The organism is Amycolatopsis sp. NPDC049691 (assembly GCF_040675005.1).
In the GTDB taxonomy this organism is placed as follows: Bacteria; Actinomycetota; Actinomycetes; order Mycobacteriales; family Pseudonocardiaceae; genus Amycolatopsis.
In genome coordinates, this window is record NZ_JBFANX010000004.1 from 178,318 (window position 1) to 199,008 (window position 20,691).

General features: G+C 72.0%; 23 protein-coding genes. 16 read left to right on the plus strand and 7 right to left on the minus strand.

What is annotated here, in order from left to right:
• The first annotated feature begins 19 nt into the window (after positions 1 to 19).
• The 5 genes from AB0J40_RS10715 to AB0J40_RS10735 all read left to right on the plus strand — a co-directional run bounded on the left by AB0J40_RS10715 (position 20) and on the right by AB0J40_RS10735 (position 5,273).
• Positions 20 to 772 carry a glucose 1-dehydrogenase gene (locus AB0J40_RS10715; RefSeq protein WP_364450510.1) on the plus strand — a complete coding sequence of 251 codons (753 nt, stop codon included), beginning with the start codon at positions 20 to 22 and terminating at the stop codon, positions 770 to 772.
• Positions 773 to 1,306: 534 nt separating this feature from the next.
• Positions 1,307 to 2,611 (plus strand): GGDEF domain-containing protein, encoded by a 1,305-nt coding sequence (locus AB0J40_RS10720; protein WP_364450512.1) that lies wholly within the window; start codon positions 1,307 to 1,309, stop codon positions 2,609 to 2,611.
• A 67-nt stretch (positions 2,612 to 2,678) separates the two neighbouring features.
• Positions 2,679 to 3,281 (plus strand): TetR/AcrR family transcriptional regulator, encoded by a 603-nt coding sequence (locus AB0J40_RS10725; protein ID WP_364450515.1) that lies wholly within the window; start codon positions 2,679 to 2,681, stop codon positions 3,279 to 3,281.
• Positions 3,281 to 3,940, plus strand: coding sequence for a VC0807 family protein (locus AB0J40_RS10730; RefSeq protein ID WP_364450518.1), 660 nt, complete (start codon positions 3,281 to 3,283; stop codon positions 3,938 to 3,940). The genes AB0J40_RS10725 and AB0J40_RS10730 overlap by 1 nt, the downstream gene beginning before the upstream one ends.
• Complete coding sequence (locus tag AB0J40_RS10735) at positions 3,933 to 5,273, plus strand: FAD-dependent oxidoreductase (protein ID WP_364450520.1); 1,341 nt, start codon at positions 3,933 to 3,935, stop codon at positions 5,271 to 5,273. The genes AB0J40_RS10730 and AB0J40_RS10735 overlap by 8 nt, the downstream gene beginning before the upstream one ends.
• A gap of 9 nt (positions 5,274 to 5,282) precedes the next feature.
• Here the strand turns inward: AB0J40_RS10735 and AB0J40_RS10740 are convergent, their stop codons facing one another.
• The 3 genes from AB0J40_RS10740 to AB0J40_RS10750 are packed head-to-tail and all read right to left on the minus strand — an operon-like array spanning position 5,283 to position 9,323.
• A complete protein-coding gene (locus tag AB0J40_RS10740; RefSeq protein ID WP_364450523.1) occupies positions 5,283 to 7,592 on the minus strand; it encodes a [protein-PII] uridylyltransferase in 2,310 nt (769 codons plus the stop codon).
• Positions 7,593 to 7,602: 10 nt separating this feature from the next.
• Positions 7,603 to 7,941, minus strand: coding sequence for a P-II family nitrogen regulator (locus AB0J40_RS10745; RefSeq protein ID WP_086677886.1), 339 nt, complete (start codon positions 7,939 to 7,941; stop codon positions 7,603 to 7,605).
• On the minus strand, positions 7,938 to 9,323 hold the full coding sequence (locus AB0J40_RS10750; protein WP_364450526.1) for an ammonium transporter: 1,386 nt from the start codon (positions 9,321 to 9,323) through the stop codon (positions 7,938 to 7,940). Before AB0J40_RS10750 ends, AB0J40_RS10745 begins: the two co-directional genes overlap by 4 nt.
• Positions 9,324 to 9,496: 173 nt before the next feature.
• Between AB0J40_RS10750 and AB0J40_RS10755 the strand changes: the two genes are divergently transcribed.
• Complete coding sequence (locus tag AB0J40_RS10755; RefSeq protein ID WP_364450528.1) at positions 9,497 to 10,348, plus strand: putative RNA methyltransferase; 852 nt, start codon at positions 9,497 to 9,499, stop codon at positions 10,346 to 10,348.
• Positions 10,349 to 10,373: 25 nt separating this feature from the next.
• Positions 10,374 to 11,000, plus strand: a complete 627-nt coding sequence (locus tag AB0J40_RS10760) for a (2Fe-2S)-binding protein (protein WP_364450531.1) — start codon at positions 10,374 to 10,376, stop codon at positions 10,998 to 11,000.
• On the opposite strand, the gene AB0J40_RS10765 is transcribed toward AB0J40_RS10760, so the two are convergent.
• Positions 10,997 to 11,854 carry a sigma-70 family RNA polymerase sigma factor gene (locus AB0J40_RS10765; RefSeq protein WP_364450534.1) on the minus strand — a complete coding sequence of 286 codons (858 nt, stop codon included), beginning with the start codon at positions 11,852 to 11,854 and terminating at the stop codon, positions 10,997 to 10,999. The two genes, AB0J40_RS10760 and AB0J40_RS10765, sit on opposite strands and share 4 nt — an antisense overlap.
• A 118-nt stretch (positions 11,855 to 11,972) precedes the next feature.
• Complete coding sequence (locus AB0J40_RS10770; RefSeq protein ID WP_364450537.1) at positions 11,973 to 12,410, minus strand: VOC family protein; 438 nt, start codon at positions 12,408 to 12,410, stop codon at positions 11,973 to 11,975.
• A gap of 86 nt (positions 12,411 to 12,496) precedes the next feature.
• Here AB0J40_RS10770 and AB0J40_RS10775 point away from each other — a divergent pair, with 86 nt between their 5' ends.
• From AB0J40_RS10775 to AB0J40_RS10790, 4 genes are all read left to right on the plus strand, one after another.
• Positions 12,497 to 13,783, plus strand: a complete 1,287-nt coding sequence (locus tag AB0J40_RS10775) for an O-acetylhomoserine aminocarboxypropyltransferase/cysteine synthase family protein (protein WP_364450539.1) — start codon at positions 12,497 to 12,499, stop codon at positions 13,781 to 13,783.
• Positions 13,780 to 14,256 (plus strand): CoA-binding protein, encoded by a 477-nt coding sequence (locus tag AB0J40_RS10780; RefSeq protein ID WP_364450542.1) that lies wholly within the window; start codon positions 13,780 to 13,782, stop codon positions 14,254 to 14,256. The genes AB0J40_RS10775 and AB0J40_RS10780 overlap by 4 nt, the downstream gene beginning before the upstream one ends.
• Before the next feature lie 35 nt (positions 14,257 to 14,291).
• Positions 14,292 to 15,047 (plus strand): MBL fold metallo-hydrolase, encoded by a 756-nt coding sequence (locus AB0J40_RS10785; RefSeq protein WP_364450544.1) that lies wholly within the window; start codon positions 14,292 to 14,294, stop codon positions 15,045 to 15,047.
• A gap of 94 nt (positions 15,048 to 15,141) precedes the next feature.
• The gene (locus tag AB0J40_RS10790) at positions 15,142 to 15,318 is read left to right on the plus strand and encodes a hypothetical protein (protein WP_364450547.1); all 177 of its coding nucleotides are present in this window, start codon (positions 15,142 to 15,144) and stop codon (positions 15,316 to 15,318) included.
• Here the strand turns inward: AB0J40_RS10790 and alc are convergent.
• Complete coding sequence (alc, locus tag AB0J40_RS10795; protein ID WP_364450550.1) at positions 15,315 to 16,328, minus strand: allantoicase; 1,014 nt, start codon at positions 16,326 to 16,328, stop codon at positions 15,315 to 15,317. The two genes, AB0J40_RS10790 and alc, sit on opposite strands and share 4 nt — an antisense overlap.
• Position 16,329: 1 nt before the next feature.
• Complete coding sequence (gene allB / locus AB0J40_RS10800) at positions 16,330 to 17,658, minus strand: allantoinase AllB (RefSeq protein WP_364450552.1); 1,329 nt, start codon at positions 17,656 to 17,658, stop codon at positions 16,330 to 16,332.
• A gap of 130 nt (positions 17,659 to 17,788) precedes the next feature.
• On the opposite strand from allB, the gene AB0J40_RS10805 reads away from it, so the two are divergent.
• The 5 genes from AB0J40_RS10805 to AB0J40_RS10825 all read left to right on the plus strand — a co-directional run bounded on the left by AB0J40_RS10805 (position 17,789) and on the right by AB0J40_RS10825 (position 20,608).
• Complete coding sequence (locus AB0J40_RS10805) at positions 17,789 to 18,265, plus strand: helix-turn-helix domain-containing protein (RefSeq protein ID WP_364450555.1); 477 nt, start codon at positions 17,789 to 17,791, stop codon at positions 18,263 to 18,265.
• A gap of 55 nt (positions 18,266 to 18,320) precedes the next feature.
• Positions 18,321 to 18,770, plus strand: a complete 450-nt coding sequence (gene uraD, locus AB0J40_RS10810) for a 2-oxo-4-hydroxy-4-carboxy-5-ureidoimidazoline decarboxylase (RefSeq protein ID WP_364450558.1) — start codon at positions 18,321 to 18,323, stop codon at positions 18,768 to 18,770.
• Entirely contained in the window at positions 18,767 to 19,084 is a 318-nt protein-coding gene (uraH, locus tag AB0J40_RS10815; protein ID WP_364450560.1) for a hydroxyisourate hydrolase, read from the plus strand. Before uraD ends, uraH begins: the two co-directional genes overlap by 4 nt.
• 3 nt (positions 19,085 to 19,087) lie before the next feature.
• Entirely contained in the window at positions 19,088 to 19,969 is an 882-nt protein-coding gene (pucL, locus tag AB0J40_RS10820) for a factor-independent urate hydroxylase (RefSeq protein ID WP_364450563.1), read from the plus strand.
• A 78-nt stretch (positions 19,970 to 20,047) separates the two neighbouring features.
• Complete coding sequence (locus AB0J40_RS10825) at positions 20,048 to 20,608, plus strand: TetR/AcrR family transcriptional regulator (RefSeq protein WP_364451352.1); 561 nt, start codon at positions 20,048 to 20,050, stop codon at positions 20,606 to 20,608.
• The last annotated feature ends 83 nt before the right edge of the window (positions 20,609 to 20,691 follow it).

Consider the following 20,691-nt stretch of genomic DNA (forward strand, 5'->3'; position numbering starts at 1 on the left):
ACCAGAAAGCAGGTACACGATGGGGGCACGGTTCGCGGGCAAGGTCGTCCTGGTGACCGGCGGCAGCTCGGGCATCGGGCGGGACACCGCGCGGGCGTTCGCGGCGGAGGACGCGACGGTGGTCGTCGCGGGCCGGGACGAGCAGCGGCTCGCCGCCGCGGTGAAGGAGATCGGCGGCGACGCGAGCGCGGTGACGGTGGACGTCACCGACTCGGGGGACGTGGCGCGGATGGTCGACACGGTCGTCGCGCGGCACGGCGGGCTGCACATCGCGGTCAACAACGCCGGCATCCTCGGTTCGCCGGCCCCGGCCGCGGACCTCGACGAGGACGGCTTCGGCGCGGTGCTGGCCACGAACGTCACGGGGACGTGGCTGTGCCTGAAGCACGAGGTCGCGTACATGCGGGCGCACGGCGGCGGCGCGATCGTCAACATCGCGTCGAACATCGGCGCGCACGGCAGGCTGCCGAACATGGCGGCCTACGCGGCGTCGAAGGCCGCGGTGAGCGCGCTGACCCGCACGGCGGCGCGCGACCACATCGCCGATCGCGTCCGCATCAACGCGGTCAGCCCGGGCGCGACCGACACGGACATGTCGCGGCGCCCCGGCGAGACGGACGCCGATAGAGCGGAACGGCTCAAGGGCGCGATCCCGCTGGGCCGGGTGGGAGCGACCGCCGAAGTGGCCGCCGCGGTGCTGTGGCTGGCTTCGGACGAAGCGGCCTTCACCGTGGGGCACGACCTGGTGGTCGACGGCGGAGCGACCGCCTGAGCGGCCCCACCCGGGCCCGCGGTTCCTTCAGGATTCACGGTTGCGCATGGTGACGATCCCCTCTCGTGCGGGACGGACTGACGGGCGGAGGGCTCAGGACTCGCGGTTGCGCACGGGGCTCTCCTCTCGCGCGTAGCGACGGGGCGTGGGGGTTCAGGACTCGCGATTGCGCACGACAGCTCTCCTCTCGAGCGGCGGGACGGGGGCGACGGCTCAGGACTCGCGATTGCGCACAGCGCTCTCCTCTCGCGCGTAGCGGCAGGACGTCGGGGTTCAGGACTCGCGATTGCGCACGACAGCTCTCCTCTCGGGCGACGGGGACGAGGGGCGGCGGCTCAGGACTCGCGATTGCGCATGACTGCCTCCTTCCGGCGTCGCGCGGACATCGGCCGGGGCGTCAGGACTCGCGGTTGCGCATGGCGGCCGCCTCCCTTCGCTGCTCCGATCGTGTGGCAATCATCGATCGCGGCCGCCCGGTGTGATGGGGTGGACGCGGATCGTCGAATCACCCAGGGGAGTTGCACCGCCTTGAGTATGGACGGCGCCCGTCCGGCCGAACCCCGAGCGGGCCGGATCCGAGGGGCGCTGAACCCTGCTCACTGGACCCTCTGGCGGCAGCGCGGGTCGCTGATCTCCTACTGCTTCCTCGTCGAGTCCGTGGCGCTCGTGGCCACCGTCTGGACGGCCGTCGCCGTGCCCGTGCACGGGTGGGATCTGGTCGTCTTCGCCGTCCTCGCGAGCCTCGGCGTGCTGCAGGCCGAGCTCGGCCGCAAGATCGAGCGCGTCCGCCGCCTGGTGTCCGACACCCCGCACATCAACCTGACGTCGGTCTGGACGTTCGCCGGCGTGCTCCTCCTGCCGCCCGCGCTCGTCACGGCGCTGATCGCCGTCCTCTACACGCACCTCGCGACGCGCAGCCTCGCGAGGATCAAGCGCGTCCCGCCGTTCCGGACCACGCTGAACGCGACGCTGGTCGTCATCACCTGCTACTCGGCCGAGCTCGTCCTGGGCCGCCTCGGCGTCCCGGACATGTACACGGCGCTGACGGCGGGCTGGCGCGGCGTCACCGCCATCACGCTGGCCGCGGTGACGTACTTCCTGGTCGCGGCGATCACGATCCTCCCGGCGCTGACGATCACCAAGCGCTCGGTCAAGGCGTTCTTCGGTGGCCTCGGGGACAACCTCCTCGAGGTCGCGACGCTCTGCCTGGGCCTGCTCACGGCGCTGACGCTGGCCACGCTGCCCGCGCTCGCCGTCGCGATCGTGCCGCCGCTGCTGGTGCTGCACCGGGCGGTGCTGATCAAGCAGCTGGAGATCGCCGCGACGACCGACGAGAAGACCGGCCTGTTCAACACGACCGGGTGGCACTTGCTCGCTTCCCGCGAACTCGCCCGCGCCCAGCGCAGCACGCGCAGCACGTTCGGCGTGCTGATGATCGACCTGGACTACTTCAAGCTGATCAACGACGAGCACGGGCACCTCGCGGGCGACACCGTGCTGCGCGCGGTCGCGGCGACGATCAAGAGCGCGGTCCGCGACTACGACTCGGTGGGCCGCTTCGGCGGCGAGGAGTTCGTCGTCCTGCTGCCGGACATCGGGCCGGCGGCGGTGCTCGCGGTGGCCGAGCGCATCCGGTCGGCCATCGAGTCCCTGCGGGTCGAGTACGAGGACGGCAACCGCATCCGCGCGATCGGCGGCCTGTCCGCGTCGATCGGCGTCGCGACCTACCCGGACGGCGGCACGGCCGTCGACCGGCTGCTGCAGGCCGCGGACAAGGCCCTGTACCGGGCCAAGGACGCGGGCCGCAACCAGGTCGTCGACGGCACCGCACCCGCCTGATCCCTTCCGAAAACCGACCTTGACCTGGCGACTTGTCAGATTTGCTCGACTGAGCTAAATTTTGCTCATGCGAGCAAGAACGTTCACCGAGTCCGGCAGGCGGGCCCAGATCGTGCGGGCGGCGATCGAAGTGATCGCCGAAGCCGGTTACCTCAAGGCGTCGTTCAGCCGGATCGCGAAGCACGCCGGCCTCTCGAGCACCGGGATGATCAGCTACCACTTCGCGGGCAAGGACGACCTGCTCAAGGCGTGCGTCACCGAGATCGAAGAGGTCACCGGGGCGTTCATGCAGCCGCGCATCGACGCCGCCGTCGGGCACGTCGCGCAGCTGCGCGCCTTCGTCGAGGCGAACGTCGAGCTCGTCGGTGAGCACCCGGACGAAATCCGCGCGCTGATCGACCTGGTGAAGAACGCCGGCTCGCAGAGCGCCGGCGTCAACGGGCGGCTCGCCCTGTTCGAGGAGCACTTCCGCACCGGGCAGGCGGCGGGCGCGTTCGGGTCGTTCGACGCCCGGACCACGGCGCTCGCCCTGACCGCCGGGCTCGACGCCGTCGTCGCCACCGCGGCGGCGAACGTGCCCGAGCCCGCCGAACTCACGCGCATCGGCCGCGAACTCGCCGACCTGTACGTGCGGGCCACCGCACCCGAATCCGCTGGGGGATCCACCTGATGATCGAGCAGAAGACCGAACCCGACGCCGGCCTGCGCCGGGTCGTGCGCGCCAACGTCCGGAACGTCGTGTTCGAAGTGGTCGTGCCGATGGCGCTGTTCTACGGCCTGCGTGCCGCGGGGGTGAGCCAGTGGTGGGCGCTGATGGCCGGCGTCCTCGTGGCCGCGCCGTACGTGCTGTGGACCGTCGCCCGCACCCGCAAGGTCGACCTCGTCGCCCTGGTCACGCTGAGCGTCCTGGTGCTGTCCGTCGTGCTGGGCCTGCTCTCCGACGACCCGCGCACGCTGGTGATCCGCGAGGGCTGGACCGCCGCGCTGGGTGGCCTGTTCGGCGCGTGGATGCTGGTGACGGTCTTCATCGGCCGCCCCGCGCAGCTCACGCTCGGGCGCACGATCGCCGAGGTCAAGCGCGGCGCCGAAGGGGCGGACGCGTGGGCGGCCCGCTGGGACACCGACGCCCGGTTCCGGCGCGGTCTGCGGATCAACACGGCCGCGTGGGGCGCGGTGCTGCTGGGCAGCGCGGTGGTGCACATCGTGCTCGTCTACACGCTGCCGATCGACCTCATCGCGCTGGTCACCAACGTGGCGTGGTTCGGCGCGCTGGCCCTGCTGATCGCCTGGCACGTCTGGTACCTCCGCAAGGAGAACCTCGATGCCTGACGTCCTGGTCGCGGGCGCGGGCCCGACCGGCCTGCTGACGGCGTTCGAGCTGGAACGCGCGGGGGTCGACGTCCTGGTCCTGGAGCGCGACGCCGAGCCCACGACGCAGTCCAAGGCGCTCGGCCTGCAGCCCCGGTCGGTCGAGCTGCTGGCCGACCGCGGCCTGCTCGCCGCGATCGAGCCGCACGTGCGGGCGAAACTGCCCGCCGGGCACTTCTCCGGCGTCCCGATCGATTACTCGGACCTGCCGACGTCCTTCCCGTACCAGCTCGGCGTCGAACAGGTCCACGTCGCTTCGGCGATCGAGGCGCGGCTGCGCACGCCGGTGCTGCGCGACGCGGCCGTCACGGCCGTGGCGCAGGACGACGAGGGTGTCACGGTCACCGCGGGCGGCCGACGGCACCAGGCCGGCTGGCTCGTCGCCGCCGACGGCGGGCACAGCACGGTCCGGACGCTGCTGGGCGCCGCCTTCCCCGGCCGCGAGGCGCGCAGCTCGCTGGTCGTCGCGGACCTCACCCTGGCCGCCAAGCCCGCCGGCCTGGCCGACGGCTGGACGCTGCCGTCGTCGGGGTCGGGCTACCTGCTGCCGCTGTCCGGCGGCCGGTACCGCACGATCGTGTACGGCGAGGAGCAGCAACGGCTCGGCCGCGACGCCCCGGTCACGCCCGACGAGGTACAGCGCGCGCTCACCGCGGCGCACGGGCCGGAGATCCGCGTGGGCGAAGTTCTGTGGGCGTCACGGTTCGGCGACGCGTCCCGGCAGCTGGAGCGCTACCGCCACGGCCGGGTGCTGTTCGCGGGCGACGCCGCGCACGTCCACCTCCCGGTCGGCGGCCAGGGCCTCAACCTGGGGCTGCAGGACGCGGTCAACCTGGGCTGGAAGCTGGCCGCGACGGTCCGCGGCACGGCGCCGGCGGGGCTGCTCGACAGCTACCACGACGAGCGCCACCCGGTCGCGGCGCGCGTGCTGGTCAGCACGAGGGCCCAGGCGGTCCTCGGCGTGCCGGACCCGGACGCGGCGGCGGTCCGGCAGGTGGTCACGGAGCTGCTGGCCGTCCCCGAGGCGCGGCGCGCGGTCGCGGCGGAGCTGTCGGGCATCGGGGTGACGTATCCGGGCATCACCGGTCGGGCCAGGGACGTCCCGGCGAGCCCCGACGGCCGCGCCGTGCTGGTGGGCGCGGCGGTGCCGGCGGGCTGGGCCGGACGGGTCGAGGGCCGAGAGGGGGCGGCACCTCGGCTCGTCCGGCCGGACGGGTACGTGGCGTGGGACGGCGGGCCGGGCCTGGACGAGGCCCTGCACCGCTGGCTCGGCGCACCCGGCCGGGAACGCTGACCGCGCCGGTCAGGAAGCCGCGGCCAGGATCGCCTGCTCCACCTCGCGTCGCCAGCCCGGCTCGATGCGGCCGCTCCTCGGGGTCACCGCGAACGAGTCCACCACCGCGCCGCCCAGCGTCGAAACCTTCGCCCACCGCACCTCCGCGTCGCAGCGGCGCAACGCCCCCGCGACGCGGAACAGCAAGCCGATCCGGTCGGCGGCGCGCAGCTCAAGGACCACCGTGTCGGGGCCGCTCGTCTCGTCGTCGAACCACAGGACCTTCGGCGCGACCGGGGCCGGGGAACCGTAGTCGCGTTCCTTCGCCGCCAGGCGCTGGGTGAGCGGGAGCGTGCCGGCGACCGCGCGGGCGAACTGCTCCCGCAGCAGCGTCGCGTCCGGCAGGGACCCGAACTTCGGCGATGCCGTGAACACCCCGGCGCGGCCGCCGTCGTGCCCGCGCAGGACCGCCGAGTGCACCTCCATCGAGTTCAACGCCAGCACGCCGGCCGCCGGGGCCAGCAGCTCCGCGCGGGCCGGCACCGCCAGCAGCACCGTGACCACCTTGCCGTGCGCGCTGATCCGGATCTCGCCGTTGCCCGACGCGACGGCTTGCTTGACGAGCTCGCGTTGTTCGTCGTCCATCGGTTCGGGCGCGGTGAACCCCTTGCCGCGCAACACTTCTTCGCAGCCGGTGACGAGTTCGGCGAGCAGCCGTGCCTTCCAGTCCGTCCAGACGCCGGGGCCGGTGGCCAGCGAGTCGGCCTGGGTCAGCGCGTGCAGCAGCTCGACCAGGACGATGTCGCCGTCGAGGGTCTTCACCACCCGCGCGACCGTCTCCGGCTCGCTGATGTCGCGGCGCGTCGCGGTGTGCGGCAGCAGGAGGTGGTGGCGGACCATCGCCGACACCGTGGCAGCGTCGGCTGGCGAAAGCCCGAGCCGGGTCGCGACCTGGGCGGAGATCTTGGCGCCGAGCTCGGAGTGGTCGGCGTCGCGGCCCTTGCCGATGTCGTGCAGCAGCGCGCCGATCAGCAGCAGGTCCGGCCGCGGCACCGTGGTGGTCAGCTTGGCCGCCTCGACGCAGGTGCGGACGAGGTGCCGGTCGACCGTCCACTGGTGCACCGGCGACCGCGGCGGGAGGTCGCGGACCGCGCCCCATTCGGGGAACAGCCGAGCCCACAGGCCGGTCCGGTCGAGCGACTCGACCGCGTCGACCAGGCCCTCCCCCGCGCCGAGCAGTTCGACCAGCGCGTTCAGCGCGTCCGGTGGCCACGGCGCCCGCAGCTCGGGCGCCGACTCCGCGAGCGCCTTGAGCGTGCCGAGCGCGATCGGCTTGCCCGTGCGCGCGGACGCGGCGGCGACCCGCAGCAGCAGCGCGGGGTCCTTCGCCGGGACGGCGTCCCGCGCCAGCGAGACCTCGTTCCCGTGCAGGACAACGCCTTCGGCGAGCGGCGTGCGCGACGGGCGTCGCCCGAACCGCGCCTTCGGCGGCTCCACAGTGGACCGTAGGGCGACGTCGAGTGCGTACGCGATCGTGCGCCCCGCCCCGGAAAGCTTGCGCGCCAACGTGAACCGGTCGCCGAAGCCGAGCTCGGCGGCGACCAGCTCGGCTTCCGGCGCCGACAGGACGTCCCGTTCGCGCCGGATCTCCCGCCGCAGCTCGGTGCGCACGTCGAGCAGGAGTTCCTTGGCTTCCAGGAGTTCCTCGCCGGGCCGGGCGGTGAGCTGCGCCGCGGCCAGTGCTTCCAGGACGGCGAAGTCCCGCAGCCCGCCCCGCCCGTGCTTGAGATCGGGTTCGGCGGACTGCGCGATCTCGCCGCTGCGGGCCCAGCGCTGCCGGACCGACGCCGTCATGTCCGGGATCTGCTTGCGCGCGGTGCGGCGCCACTGGTCGCGCGCCGCGGAAACCAGGCGGCCGGCCAGCTCGGCGTCGCCGGCGAGGTGCCGGGCGTCGAGCAGGCCCATGGCCACCCGCAGGTCCTCCGAAGCGACCTTCAGTGCTTCACCGGGTGTGCGGACCGAGTGGTCCAACCCGACTTTCGCGTCCCACAAGGGATACCAGAGCGCGTCCGCGATCTCGCCGACGCCGCTGTTGCCGTTGTGCACCAGCAGCAGGTCGAGATCGGAGAACGGCACCAGCTCCCGGCGGCCGAGCCCGCCCACGGCGACCAGCGCGACACCCGGTTCCGCGGTGTCGACGCCGGCCGCCGAGGCTCCCCTGCCCAGCCAGAACTCGTAGAGGTCGACCAGGGCCGCCCGCAGAGCGGACGCCCCCAGCCTCCCGTGCCTGCCCTCGAGCAAACGCTCGGTGGCCTTGACCAGTTCGCCCCCGTCGGCCATCCCAGACGCCTTATAGAGCGTCCGTGCCGCGCTCGCCGGTCCGTACCCGGATCACCGTCTCGACCGGGGTCACCCACACCTTGCCGTCCCCGATCTTGCCGGTGTGCGCGGCCGTGGTGATGGCCTCGAGGACCTTCTCCACGTTGGTGTCGTCGGTGACGACCTCGATCTTCAGCTTGGCCACGAAGTCCACCGAGTACTCCGCGCCGCGGTAGACCTCGGTGTGGCCCTTCTGCCGGCCGTAGCCCTGGACCTCGCTGACCGTCATGCCCAGCACGCCCAGCTGCTCCAGCGCGGAGCGGACGTCGTCGAGCGTGAACGGCTTGACAATCGCCGTGATGAGCTTCATGCCTTGCTCTCCTCGAGTTTCGCGGCGGGGGTGGACTTGACCGGGATGGTGTTCGGGTGGCCGAGGCCACCGCCCGTCCCGGTGAAGTCGTACGCGCTCTCCGCGTGCTGGGCCTCGTCGATGCCGCTGACCTCGTCCTCGGTGCTGACGCGGAAGCCGCCCGCCTTCTTGATCACGAAGCCGATGATGAAGGACAGCACGAAGGAGTACGCGAGCACCGCACCGGCGGCCGCGGCCTGGCGACCCAGCTGGGTGAACCCGCCGCCGTAGAACAGGCCGTCCGCGCCGAGCGAGTTGACGCTGGTGGTGCCGAAGAAGCCGATCAGCAGCGTGCCGACGATGCCGCCGACCAGGTGGACGCCCACGACGTCGAGCGAGTCGTCGAAGCCGAACTTGAACTTGAGCGAGATGGCCAGCGCGCAGAGCACACCGGCGACGAGGCCGATCGCGATGGCGCCGAGCGGGCTCACGAAACCACACGCCGGGGTGATGGCGACGAGGCCGGCGACCGCGCCGGAGGCCGCGCCCAGGGTGGTCGGCTTGCCGAACTTGAGCTGCTCGACCAGCAGCCAGCCGAGGACGGCCGCGGCGGTGGCGACGGTGGTGTTGGTGAACGCGACGGCGGCGAGGTCGTTGGCGGCCAGCGCCGAACCGGCGTTGAAGCCGTACCAGCCGAACCACAGCAGGGAAGCGCCGAGCAGCACGAACGGGACGTTGTGCGGCCGGCCGGTGTCCTTCGGCCAGCCCTTGCGCTTGCCGAGCACGATCGCCAGCGCGAGACCCGCGGCACCGGCGTTGATGTGGACCGCGGTACCACCGGCGAAGTCGAGTGCCTTGAGGTTGTTGGCGATCCAGCCGCCGACCGCGTTCTCGCCGACGAAGCCGTTGAAGGAGAACACCCAGTGCGCGACCGGGAAGTACACGACCGTCACCCAGATGACGACGAACAGCGTCCAGCCCCAGAACTTCGCGCGGTCGGCGATGGCGCCGGAGATCAGCGCGGGCGTGATGATCGCGAACATCAGCTGGAACATGACGAACGCGAGCACCGGCAGGGCGTCCGTACCGGGCCAGGCCACGGCGGGCGCCGAGTCGGTGGCGGCGACCGCGAAGCCGGCGAGCTTCCCGAAGGTGTTCTCCAAGCCGGCGAAGTGGAAGTTACCGAGCAGGCCACCGAAGGCGTCGTCGCCGAACGACATCGAGAAGCCGTACAGCGCCCACAGCACCCCCACCACGGCCAGCGCGATGAAGTTCATCATCAGCATGTTCAAGACGCTCTTCGCGCGGACCATACCGCCGTAGAAGAAGGCCAATCCCGGTGTCATGAGCATGACCAGCGCGGCGCTGGCCAATACCCATGCGGTGTCTCCTGCGTTCAGCACATCGTCCTCCCGTGCCCTGGGTCTGTGCGATGGCAGTTTTGGCGCGCGGTGTTTCACGGGGCGGCGCGAGAGGTTTCGCCCACGTGAACTGTCCGCGCCCGGTTGTTACGGCCAGGTTTCCCGGGAGGTGTGCTGGAGTGTCCGGTTGCTTTACGTCGTGGTCGAATATCCCCATGACCCCAGCCGACCACGGGAATGACCCACTGCCACCCCGGGTCGTCGAGGCGTTGCGCTGTTCGGTGTGCGCTTCGCCGCTGGAGGGTGTCGAGCGCACGCTGCGTTGCGCATCGGGCCACTCTTTCGATCTAGCCCGCCAGGGGTACGTGAACCTGTTGCACGCGCGAATCCCGGCCGGCACGGCGGACACCTCCCCGATGGTCGCGGCCCGCGCGGACTTCCTCGCCTCCGGTGCCTACCGCCCGCTGGCGGACGAGCTGGCCCGCGTGTGCGCGGAGGCCGGCGACCTGGTGATCGACGCGGGCGCCGGCACCGGCTACTACCTGGCGCACGTCCTGGAGGCGGCTCCGGCCGCGTTCGGTCTCGCGTTGGACGTCTCCGCGGTGGCGTTGCGCCGCGCGGCCCGCGCTCACCCGCGGCTCGGCGCGGCGGTGTGGAACCTGTGGGAGCCGTGGCCGGTGGGCGACGAGGTCGCGTCGGCGGTGCTGAACGTCTTCGCGCCCCGCAACGGGCCGGAGTTCCACCGCGTCCTGCGGCCCGGCGGCCTGCTGACGGTCGCCGCCCCGGCCCCGGACCACCTCCGCGAGCTGGGCGACCTGGTGCTGTCGGTGGACGAGCGCAAGCAGGAGCGCCTGGACGGCACCCTCGGCGAGTACTTCGCCCGCACCGGGCGCACGGAGGTCCGCCGGACGACGGAGCTGAGCCCCCGGCAGATCCGCCAGGCGGTCGAGATGGGCCCGACGGCCTTCCACCTCGATCGTGGTGACCGGCGTTCCCGCCTCGACGCGCTGAGCGAGCCCCAGGCCGTGACGGTGTCCTTCACGGTCTCCACCTACCGGCGGCTGTGACGGCCGTTCTGGAAGGCTGGGTGCCGTGAAGCCCGACTGGACCGCGCCCGCGACCCTGCTCGCGGACGCCGAGTGGGTCCGCGCCCGCATCGGCGGCGCGGCCAAGCTCTACGGCTGCGCGCCGCCGGAGGTGCTCGGCACGATCTGGTGGTACTCGCTCTCGTCGGTGCTCGTGGCTCCCGCGCTCGACGGCCTGGTCGCCGGCGCCCCGGCCGACCCCTCGCTCGACGCCGTGGAGATCGACCTCCTCGCCGACGGCCGGTTCCTCGGCGCCCGGTCGACCCGGCCCCTCGCCGGCGGGCTGCCCGAGCTGGGTGCCGCGTTCGGCGCGGCGCTCGGGACCGCCATCGCGACGATCGCCGGCGTCACCGGAGCCCGCACGCGGGCCCTGGGCGCCATCGCCACCGACTCGATCGGCAACCGGCTGCTGTGGACGTCCGATCCCGAGCGCGCGATGGCACTGGCCGAGCCGCTCGTCGCCGCGATCGGCCTGGGCCTGCCGAAGCCCCGGTTCGTGCGCGTCGGCCGGACGCCCGCCGTCCGCCGGGCCTCGTGCTGCCTGATCTACGAGGTCGGCAACCCGAAGTGCGTGAGCTGCCCGCGTCAGACGCCCGCCGAGCGCGACGCGCGGCTTCGCGCTGCTCTCGGTTAGTCGAGAACGGCCAGCTCGAGCCCGCGCAGCCGCTCCGGGTCGGCGATGACGTCGATGCCGGTGATCCGGTCGCCGTCGACCCGGAACGCCAGCACGACCGACAGCCGTCCACCGGGCAGCCAGAGCAGGCCCGGCGAGCCGTCCACGAGGGCGAGCTCGCTGGTGCGCGCCCGTTCGGAGGCCAGCACGGCGCCCTTGCGCACGTTCTCGACGCCGCGCAGCACGACGGGCGCCGGGCTCGGGCCGACGAACCGGTCCGCGTGCAGCACGACGTCCGGGGCGAGGAGCGCGAGCAGCGCTTCGAAGTCGCCGCCCCGGGACGCCGCCAGGAACGCCTCGACGACCTTCCGCCGCCGCGGCAGGTCCGCGTCCACCGCGGAGCCGCCCTTGACCCGCCGCCGCGCGCGGCTCGCCAGCTGCCGGGCCGCCGCCGGCGTCTTGCCGATCATCGGCGCGATCTCGTCGAACGGCACGGCGAACATGTCGTGCAGCACGAACGCGACCCGTTCGGCGGGCGCCAGGGCGTCGAGCACCACGAGCAGCGCCAGTCCGACCGTGTCGGCCAGCTCGGCCTCCTGCTCGGGGTCCCGGCGGTCCTCCCCCTGCTCGGGCCGGTCGTCGAGGGGCTCCTCGCGGTGGTTGCGCCGCGTCCGCAGCATCGACAGGCACACCCGCGCGACGACGGTCGTCAGCCACGCGCCGACGTTCTCGACCTCGCCGAGATCGGTGCGGTCGAACCGCAGCCAGGCCTCCTGGAGGGCGTCGTCGGCCTCGCTCGCCGAGCCGAGCATCCGGTAGGCGATCGCGCGCAGCCGCGGCCGTTCCCGTTCGAACCGTTCGGTCAGCGTGTCCACTGTGTCCCGTTCCTTCCGCCGCGGTCGTAGCAGTAGACCCCGCGGCGGCGGGCGATGTGACGGGAACGGGGAGACGCCGTGGGTGATCTGGCTCATCCGGCCCGGCCGGCCGGCGAGCTCAGAGCACGCAGAACTCGTTGCCTTCCGGATCGGCCATCACGACGTGGTCCGGACGGCCGTCCAGCACGTCTTCGCGCAGCACGGTCGCCCCGGCCGCGGTGAGGCGGGCGACCGCTTCGACGACCCGCTCCCACCGCGTCTCCCACGGGACGTCCCGGCCGCCGCCGGCCTGGACGTCCAGGTGCACGCGGTTCTTCGCGGTCTTCGCCTCGGGCACCTTGAGGAAGCTCAGGTTCGGCAGCACGCCTTCCGGATCGCTCAGGTAGGCGCCGTCGTCCCACTCCGCCTCGGGCACACCCTGGTGGGAGAACCAGTCTTCCCAGGTCGCGAACCCCGGCGGCGGGGGCCGCTCGATGTAGCCGAGGGCCACCGCCCAGAACCTTGCCAGCGCTCGTGGTTTCGCGCAGTCGATCGTCAGGCTCCACCGCACCGTCACGGACGAAGCGTAGATCCGGCGCACCGGCCGAGCCACCCGTTGGGACGGATAGCGACGCCCCGACCCCGTGGGTACCGTGAGCACCGATGACTGAACGCACCTGGGGCTTCCGGACCCGCGCGCTGCACGCGGGCGGCACCCCCGATCCGGCGACCGGCGCGCGGGCCGTGCCGATCTACCAGACCACGAGCTTCGTCTTCGAAGACGCCGCCGACGCCGCGAACCTCTTCGCGCTGCAGAAGTACGGCAACATCTACAGCCGCATCGGGAACCCGACCGTGGCGGCGTTCGAGGAGCGGATCGCCAGCCTCGAAGGCGCCATCGGCGGCGTGGCGACCGCGAGCGGCCAGGCCGCGGAGTTCCTCACCTTCAGCGCGCTGACCGAAGCGGGCGACCACATCGTGTCGGCGAGCGGCCTCTACGGCGGCACGGTCACCCAGCTCACCGGCACGCTGCGGCGGTTCGGCGTCGGGACGACGTTCGTCAGCGGCGGCATCGACGACTACGCGGCCGCGATCACCGACCGGACCCGGCTGCTCTACACCGAGGTGATCGGCAACCCCGGCGGCGGCATCGCCGACCTCGCGGCACTGGCGGACCTCGCGCACTCCCACGACATCCCGCTCGTGGTGGACGCGACGCTCGCGACGCCGTACCTGTGCCGCCCGATCGAGCACGGCGCCGACATCGTGCTGCACTCGGCGACGAAGTTCCTCGGCGGGCACGGGACGACGCTCGGCGGGATCGTGGTCGAGTCCGGGAAGTTCGACTGGGGCAACGGGAAGTTCCCGCGGATGACCGAGACGGTCGAAAGCTACGGCGGCCTGAGGTACTGGGAGAACTTCGGCGAGTACGCGTTTTGCACGCGACTGCGCGCCGAGCAGCTGCGGGACATCGGCGCGGTCCTGTCGCCGCACTCGGCTTTCCTGCTGCTGCAAGGGGTCGAGACGCTCCCACAGCGGATGGACGCGCACGTCGCCAACGCCCAGGCGGTCGCCGAGTACCTCGAAGCGGATCCCCGGGTGGCGTGGGTGTCCTACGCCGGGCTGCCCGCCCACCCGCACCACGACCTGGCGAAGAAGTACCTGCCGGCCGGGCCGGGCGCGGTGTTCTCGTTCGGCATCGACGGCGGCCGCGCGGCGGGCGAGAAGTTCGTCGAATCGGTGGAGCTGCTGTCGCACCTGGCGAACGTCGGGGACGCGCGGACACTGGTGATCCACCCGGCGTCGACCACGCACGCGCAGCTGTCGGAGGACCAGCTCGCGGCCGCGGGCGTCGGCCCCGACCTGATCCGGCTGTCGATCGGGCTGGAGGACGTCGACGACCTCCTCTGGGACCTCGACCAGGCGCTGGGCAAGGCGGTGGCCGGATGACGTACGCGGTGGGCGCCGTCGAACGGCGGGCGATCCTCAACCGGACGAAGTCGGTGACGCTGGTGGGCGCGTCCGCCAATCCGGCGCGGCCGAGCTACTTCGTCGCGACCTACCTGCTCTCGTCGACGCGCTACGAGGTCAACTTCGTCAACCCGCGGCTGGACACGCTGTTCGGCAAGCCGGTGTACGCCTCGCTCAAGGACGTACCGGGTGAACCGGACCTGGTCAGCGTCTTCCGGAAGCACGACGACCTGCCCCAGGTGGCCGAAGAGGTGATCGACGCCGGCGCGCGGACGCTGTGGCTGCAGCTCGGCCTGTGGCACGAGCCGGTGGCCGACCGGGCCCGGGAAGCCGGGCTGGACGTCGTGATGAACCGGTGCGTGAAGATCGAACACGCGCGCTTCGCGGGCGGGCTGCACCTGGCCGGGTTCAACACCGGGGTGATCAGCTCGCGCAGGCAGTCGGCACCCTAGGGAAGAGAACGCACGTTCCCGCTGTTGGCCCGGGTATGAGCGAGAACCTGGGGATCACGTTGTCCGGCGGCCCGACCGCCCTCCTGGAGCTGGGCGGCGTGCGGCTGCTCACCGACCCGACCTTCGACGCGCCCGGCGACCACCCCGTCGGCGACCGCGTGCTGGTCAAGACCGAGGACTCCGTGCTGACCGAAGACACGGTCGGCGTGGTGGACGCGGTCCTGCTGTCCCACGACCAGCACCCCGACAACCTGGACGACCGCGGCCGCGCCTACCTCGCGACGGTGCCGCTGACCCTCGTGACGCCCAGCGGGGCCGAACGGCTGGGCGGGACGGCCAGGGGCTTGAAGCCGTGGGACGAGACGCAGGTCGGGCCGCTGACAGTCACCGCCGTCCCGGCGCTGCACGGACCGGAAGGCGCCGAGCCGACGACCGGCGAGGTCACCGGCTTCGTGCTGAGTGGCCGCGACCTGCCGACGGTCTACGTGAGCGGGGACAACGCGTCGGTCGAACTGGTGCGGGAGATCGCGTCGCGGTTCCGTGTGGACATCGCGGTGCTGTTCGCCGGCGCGGCGCGGACGAAGTTGTTCGATGGCGCGCCCCTGACGCTGACCAGCGCGAACGCGGTCGAGGCGGCCAAGGTGCTCGGCGCGCCGAAGGTGGTGCCGCTGCACTTCCGCGGCTGGCAGCACTTCAGCGAAGGGCCGGACGCGCTGCGCGCGGAGTTCGAGGCGGCGGGGTTGACCGAGCGGCTGGTGCTGCTCGAACCGGGGCAGCGCGCGGAGGTCTGAGAACCAGCCACTCCGGCGGCGCCCCGCTGCGAGCCCGGGCACGCGACCCCCGGGCGCGCGGCCACCCCGGACCCGCCCGTGAGAGGCTGGTGGCATGGCCAAACCCACCCCGCTGCAGTTCCGGAACATCCTTGTCGCCGCGCTGGCGGCGGCGGGCTTCGTCTGGAGCGTCGTGGCCGGGCTCCAGTGGTGGGTCAGCGCCATCATCGGCTGCGCCTGCGTGCTCTCGCTGGCCTCCGCCTACCTCAACCGTCCCGGCGCGAACGGCTAGCGCGTCTTGGCGTAGCGGGCCTTCAGGTTCGTCCGGCCCGCCTCGGTGAGCCGGCCGAACAGGCGCAACCGCGCCAGCCCGCCGTCCGGGTAGATGTCCAACCGGGCCTCCGTCACCTCCGGCCCGTCCTTCAAGGCGAAGCGGTGGCGGGTGTCCGGCTGCAGGCGGGTCTTCGGCAGCAGGGCGACCCACTCGCCGTAGGTGTCACGGCCGCTCACCGACGCCCAGCCCGGGGCGTTGCCCTTGAGGTTGCTCGTGTCCAGCTCGGCGAACCGGACGATCCCCGCGCCCGCGAGGCGGAGCGTCACCCAGTCGTTTCCGTCGTCGCGGCGGCGGGCCGTCTCCCAGCCCTCCGCCTGGTGGGCGGCCAGTCCGGGCGAGAGCAGGTTGTTCGGCGATGAGTAGAACTTGTTGCTGCAGCCCGTGACCACGGCGCCGTTCTCCAGCGCCGCCAGGTCCAGCGCGTCCAGGTCGAGGAGGTCGGGGTCGGGGATCGGCGTGCCGTGGACGCGCAGCCGCGCCACTCCGCCGTCCGGGTGCTGCGTCAGCCGTACGTGCGTGTAGCGGCGCGAACCGTTGACCGCGTAGAAGTTCTCCGTGTGGCCGGCCGCCGGGGCGTGGTCGACCAGGACGTCCCAGTCCGCCGTCTGCAGCTCCGCCGCCGACGGGTAGCCCGGCACCGACGCCGCCTCGACCGAGACGAACGGCGGGTAGTTGCCCTTGAAGAACGCGGTGTCGACGACGACGCCGGTGACCGTGCCCGCCAAGCCGAGCCGGACCAGCGCCTGGTCGTCGCCCGGCTCGCGGTGGCGGCGGGTCTCCCAGCCGTCGTAGACCTGGCCCTTCGGGCCGAACGTCTCGGCGCGGTGCGCCGGCTTCCACGGGTTGACCAGGTTCTCCTTCTCGGCGAACAGCTCGTCGGTCGCCCACATCACCGTCCCGCCGAAGCGGCGTGACGCGAGGTCGGGTAGCTCGGTCCACTCAGGACGGTCGGACAAGGCAGCCTCCATTTCAGCAGTTCCCCCGGGTCAGCAACACACCGCGTGGCTCGTCGCCGGTGATTTCGGTGCCCCGCAACCAGGTCGAGCGCACGACGCCGGCCAGCGGACGCCGGTCGTAGGCGCTGACCGGGTTGCGGTGCTTCAGTTTCGCGACGTCGACGACGAACGCCTCGTCCGGCGCGAACAGGCAGAAGTCGGCGTCGTAGCCCACCGCCAGGTGCCCCTTGCGGCGCATCCCGGCCTGCGCCGCCGGCCGCTCGGCCATCCAGCGGACGACGTCGGTGAGCGCGAACCCGCGCTGCCGCGCCTGGGTCCAGATCGCCGGCAATCCCAGCTGCAGGCTGGAAATCCCGCCCCAGGCGAGCCCGAAGTCGCCGCTGTCGAAGCGTTTCAGCTCCGGCGTGCACGGCGAATGGTCGCTGACGACGGTGTCGATCACGCCGTCCGCCAGCCCCTGCCACAGCTTCTCGCGGTTGGCCGCTTCCCGGATCGGCGGGCAGCACTTGAACTGCGTCGCGCCGTCACGGATCTCCTCGGCGATGAAGCTGAGGTAGTGGGGGCAGGTTTCGGCCGTCAGCGCGACGCCGTCACGGCGTGCCGAAGCGACCAACGGCAGCGCCTCGGCCGACGAAAGGTGCAGGATGTGCGCACGCGCATGGTTACGGCGAGCTGCCTCGATGACGTGCGAAATCGCGAGGTTCTCCGCCACCGGCGGCCGGGACCGCAGGAAGTCGACATAGCGACCGCCGTGCGGCTCCGGCGCTTCGTCGATCTCGTGCGCGTCTTCCGCGTGGACGATCATCAGCGCGTCGAAGGAACTCAGCTCCCGCAACGCTTCATCCAGCCCCGCCGAGTCGAGCGGCGGGAACTCGTCGACGCCGGAGTGCAGCAGGAAGCACTTGAAGCCGAACACGCCGGCTTCGTGCAGGGGGCGCAGGTCGCCGACGTTGCCGGGGATCGCGCCGCCCCAGAAGCCGACGTCGACGTGCACCCGGCCGGTCGCCGCCTTGCGCTTGACCTCCAGCGCGGCCACGTCGACGGTCGGGGGCAGGCTGTTGAGCGGCATGTCCACGATCGTGGTCACGCCCCCCGCGGCGGCCGCGCGGGTCGCCGTCTCGAAGCCCTCCCACTCGGCGCGGCCGGGATCGTTGACGTGGACGTGCGTGTCGACGAGCCCCGGCAGCAGCACGACGTCGTCGCCGAGGTCCAGCTCGCGGTCGCCGGACAGGGCGGCCCCGCCGGGTTCGACCGCGACAATCCGGCCGCCGTCGACGCCGACGGTCGCCGGCACCTCGCCCTCGGCCGTGACGGCCCGGGCCGCGCGCACCACAAGATCCATCCGAAAACCCTTCTCCGGGAGGATTGACCACCGCCGATTTCACAGTACGGAAAGGCGGTTTCGCACAACGACAGTAACCACGGCGCGCGCCGCTCGTCAACGACGGGCGCGGCGCGTTACGGTCATCCTCGTGCGGCTTGAGGCGGAGTTCACCAGCGAACCGTTCCACGGCGAGGGTTCGCCGCCCGAGCACGCCGTCGCCGCGCGCGACGCCGCGGCGGAAGCCGGGCTGGACACCGACTTCGGGCCGCTCGGGACACTCGCCCGTGGCGAGGCGAAGGAGCTGCTCGAAGCCCTTCCGTCGATCGCGAAGGCGGCCCTGGACGGCGGCGCCACCCGCGTCACGCTGCAGCTGCGCCGGGCCGACGACCCCGGGAGCCCACCCGCCGTCGAGCTGAACGACGCGCTGGCCCGGCTCATCGCCGACGTCGAACGCGAACTGGGCGCCAAGCTGGGCGAGCTCGACCGCGCGGGCAAGCAGCGCGCGGTGCGGCTGCTGCGCGAACGCGGAGCCTTCGGCCTGCGGAAATCCGTCTCCTCGGTGGCCGACGCGCTGGGGGTCACGCGGTTCACCGTCTACAACTACCTCAACCGGGAAGCCGACTGACCAGCGCTTTCAACAAAATGTTGACGGAACTCCGGCGCCGACGTACGGTCAGGCCGTGCTGCTCTCCGAGTTCAACACCGCCGACGTCCGCTCGCTGCTGACCGAATGCCTCGCCGTGCCCCGGTGGGTCGATGCCGTGCTGGCCGGGCGCCCGTACGCCGATGTCGACGCACTGAAAGCCGCCGCCGACCTGCCGCTGAGCAGCGACGAAATCCGGCAGGCGATGGCCGCGCACCCGCGGATCGGCGAGAAGCCGGCGAGCGGCTGGGCGCGCTCCGAACAGTCCGGTGTGGACAACGCCGATGCCTTCGCCGCCGCGAACGCGGAGTACGAAGCCAAGTTCGGTCACGTCTACCTCGTCTGCGCCAGTGGCCGCAGCGGCGAAGAGCTGCTGAAGATCCTGCGCGAGCGGCTGGCCAACGACCCCGCGACCGAACTGGCCGTCGCCGGGCGGGAACTGATCAAGATCGCCGAACTCCGACTCGCGAAAGCGGTGACCGCGTGAGCCTCGTGACCACCCACGTCCTCGACACGGCGACCGGGCGCCCCGCGCAGGGGATCGCCGTCCGGTTCGAGACCGCCGAGGGGAAGCCGATCGCCGACGGGCGCACCGACGACGACGGCCGCATCCGCGACCTCGGCCCGGAAACCCTCGAGCCCGGCGCGTACCGCCTGGTCTTCGACACCGGCGCCTACCTGGGCCCGGACGCGTTCTTCCCGGAGGTCGCGCTGACCTTCCGGATCGCCGACGGCACCGCGCACCACCACGTGCCGCTCCTGCTCAGCCCGTTCGCCTATTCGACCTACCGAGGGAGCTGAACCGTGGCCATCACCCTGGGCCCCAACCAGTACGGCAAGGCGGAGGTCCGCCTGGTGACGGTGCGCCGCGACGGCCCCGTGCACCACCTCAAGGACCTCACCGTGTCGACGTCGCTGCGGGGCGAGCTCGCCGCGACGCACCTCACCGGCGACAACGCCGGCGTGCTCGCGACCGACACGCAGAAGAACACCGTGTACGCCTTCGCGAAGGAGGCGCCGGTCGGCGAGATCGAGGACTTCGGCCTGCGCCTGGCGCGGCACTTCACCAGCACGCAGGGGAACATCACCGGCGCGCGGATCAAGATCGACGAGCACGGCTGGGACCGGATCGCCGTCGGCGGCGAGCCGCACGACCACGCGTTCAGCCGCTCGGGCGACGAACGGCGCACGACGGCCGTGACGGTCCGGGACGGGCGCGCGTGGATCGTGTCCGGCATCGACGGCCTGACCCTGCTGAAGTCGACGGGTTCGGAGTTCCACGGCTTCCCGCGCGACCAGTACACGACCCTCGCCGAGACCGACGACCGCATCCTGGCGACCGCCGTGACGGCGCGCTGGCGTTACCAGGGCGAGGACGTCGACTGGGCGGAGAGCCACCGCGAGATCCGGCGGCTGATGCTGGAGACGTTCGCGACGAAGCACAGCCTTTCGCTGCAGCAGACGCTGTACGCGATGGGCGAAGCGGTGCTCGAACAGCGACCCGAGGTCGCCGAGGTGCGGCTGTCGCTGCCGAACAAGCACCACTTCCTGGTGGACCTGAGCCCGTTCGGGCTGAAGAACGACAACGAGGTGTTCTACGCGGCGGACCGGCCGTACGGGCTGATCGAGGGGACGATCCTGCGCGACGACGCCGAGGACCCGGGCCCGGCCTGGGACATCCACTAGCCACCACGCCCGGATTGATAGAACGCTCTATCAATCCGGGCGTATCGTGACGTGGTGGCAGGGACCAAGGAACGCATCATGGCCGCCGGCGCGGAACTCTTCCGGCGCAACGGCTACACCGGCACCGGGCTCAAACAGATCGTCTCGGAAGCGAACGCTCCCTTCGGGTCGCTCTACCACTTCTTCCCCGGCGGCAAGGAGCAGCTCGGGCAGGAGGTCATCCGGACCTCCGGGCTCGCCTACATCCAGCTCTTCGACCTCTTCATCGCGCCCGCTCCCGACCTGATCAGCGGGATCGAAGCGTTCTTCGCCGCCGGGATCGCCACCCTCGAAGCCACCGACTACGTCGAGGGCTGCCCGATCGCGACCGTCGCGTTGGAGGTCGCCTCCACGAACGAACCGCTGCGGCAGGCCACCGCCGACGTCTTCACCGCCTGGATCGACGCCGGGACCGAGAAGTTCGGCAAGTTCGGGCTCAGCCGGGAAGCCGCCCGCACCCTGACCATCACCGCCGTCAACAACCTCGAAGGCGCCTTCGTGCTCTGCCGCTCGCTGCGGGACACCGAGGCCATGGCCGTCGCCGGCGCCGCCACCGTGGACGTCGCCCGGCGCCTACTCGACGAGAACGCACAACTTTAGTCGGGAATCCAACACGAATACTCAAGATGGCGCTTGACCGCGCAGCACCCGACACGGATGCTGCCCAGTGGTCTAGTCCTCCT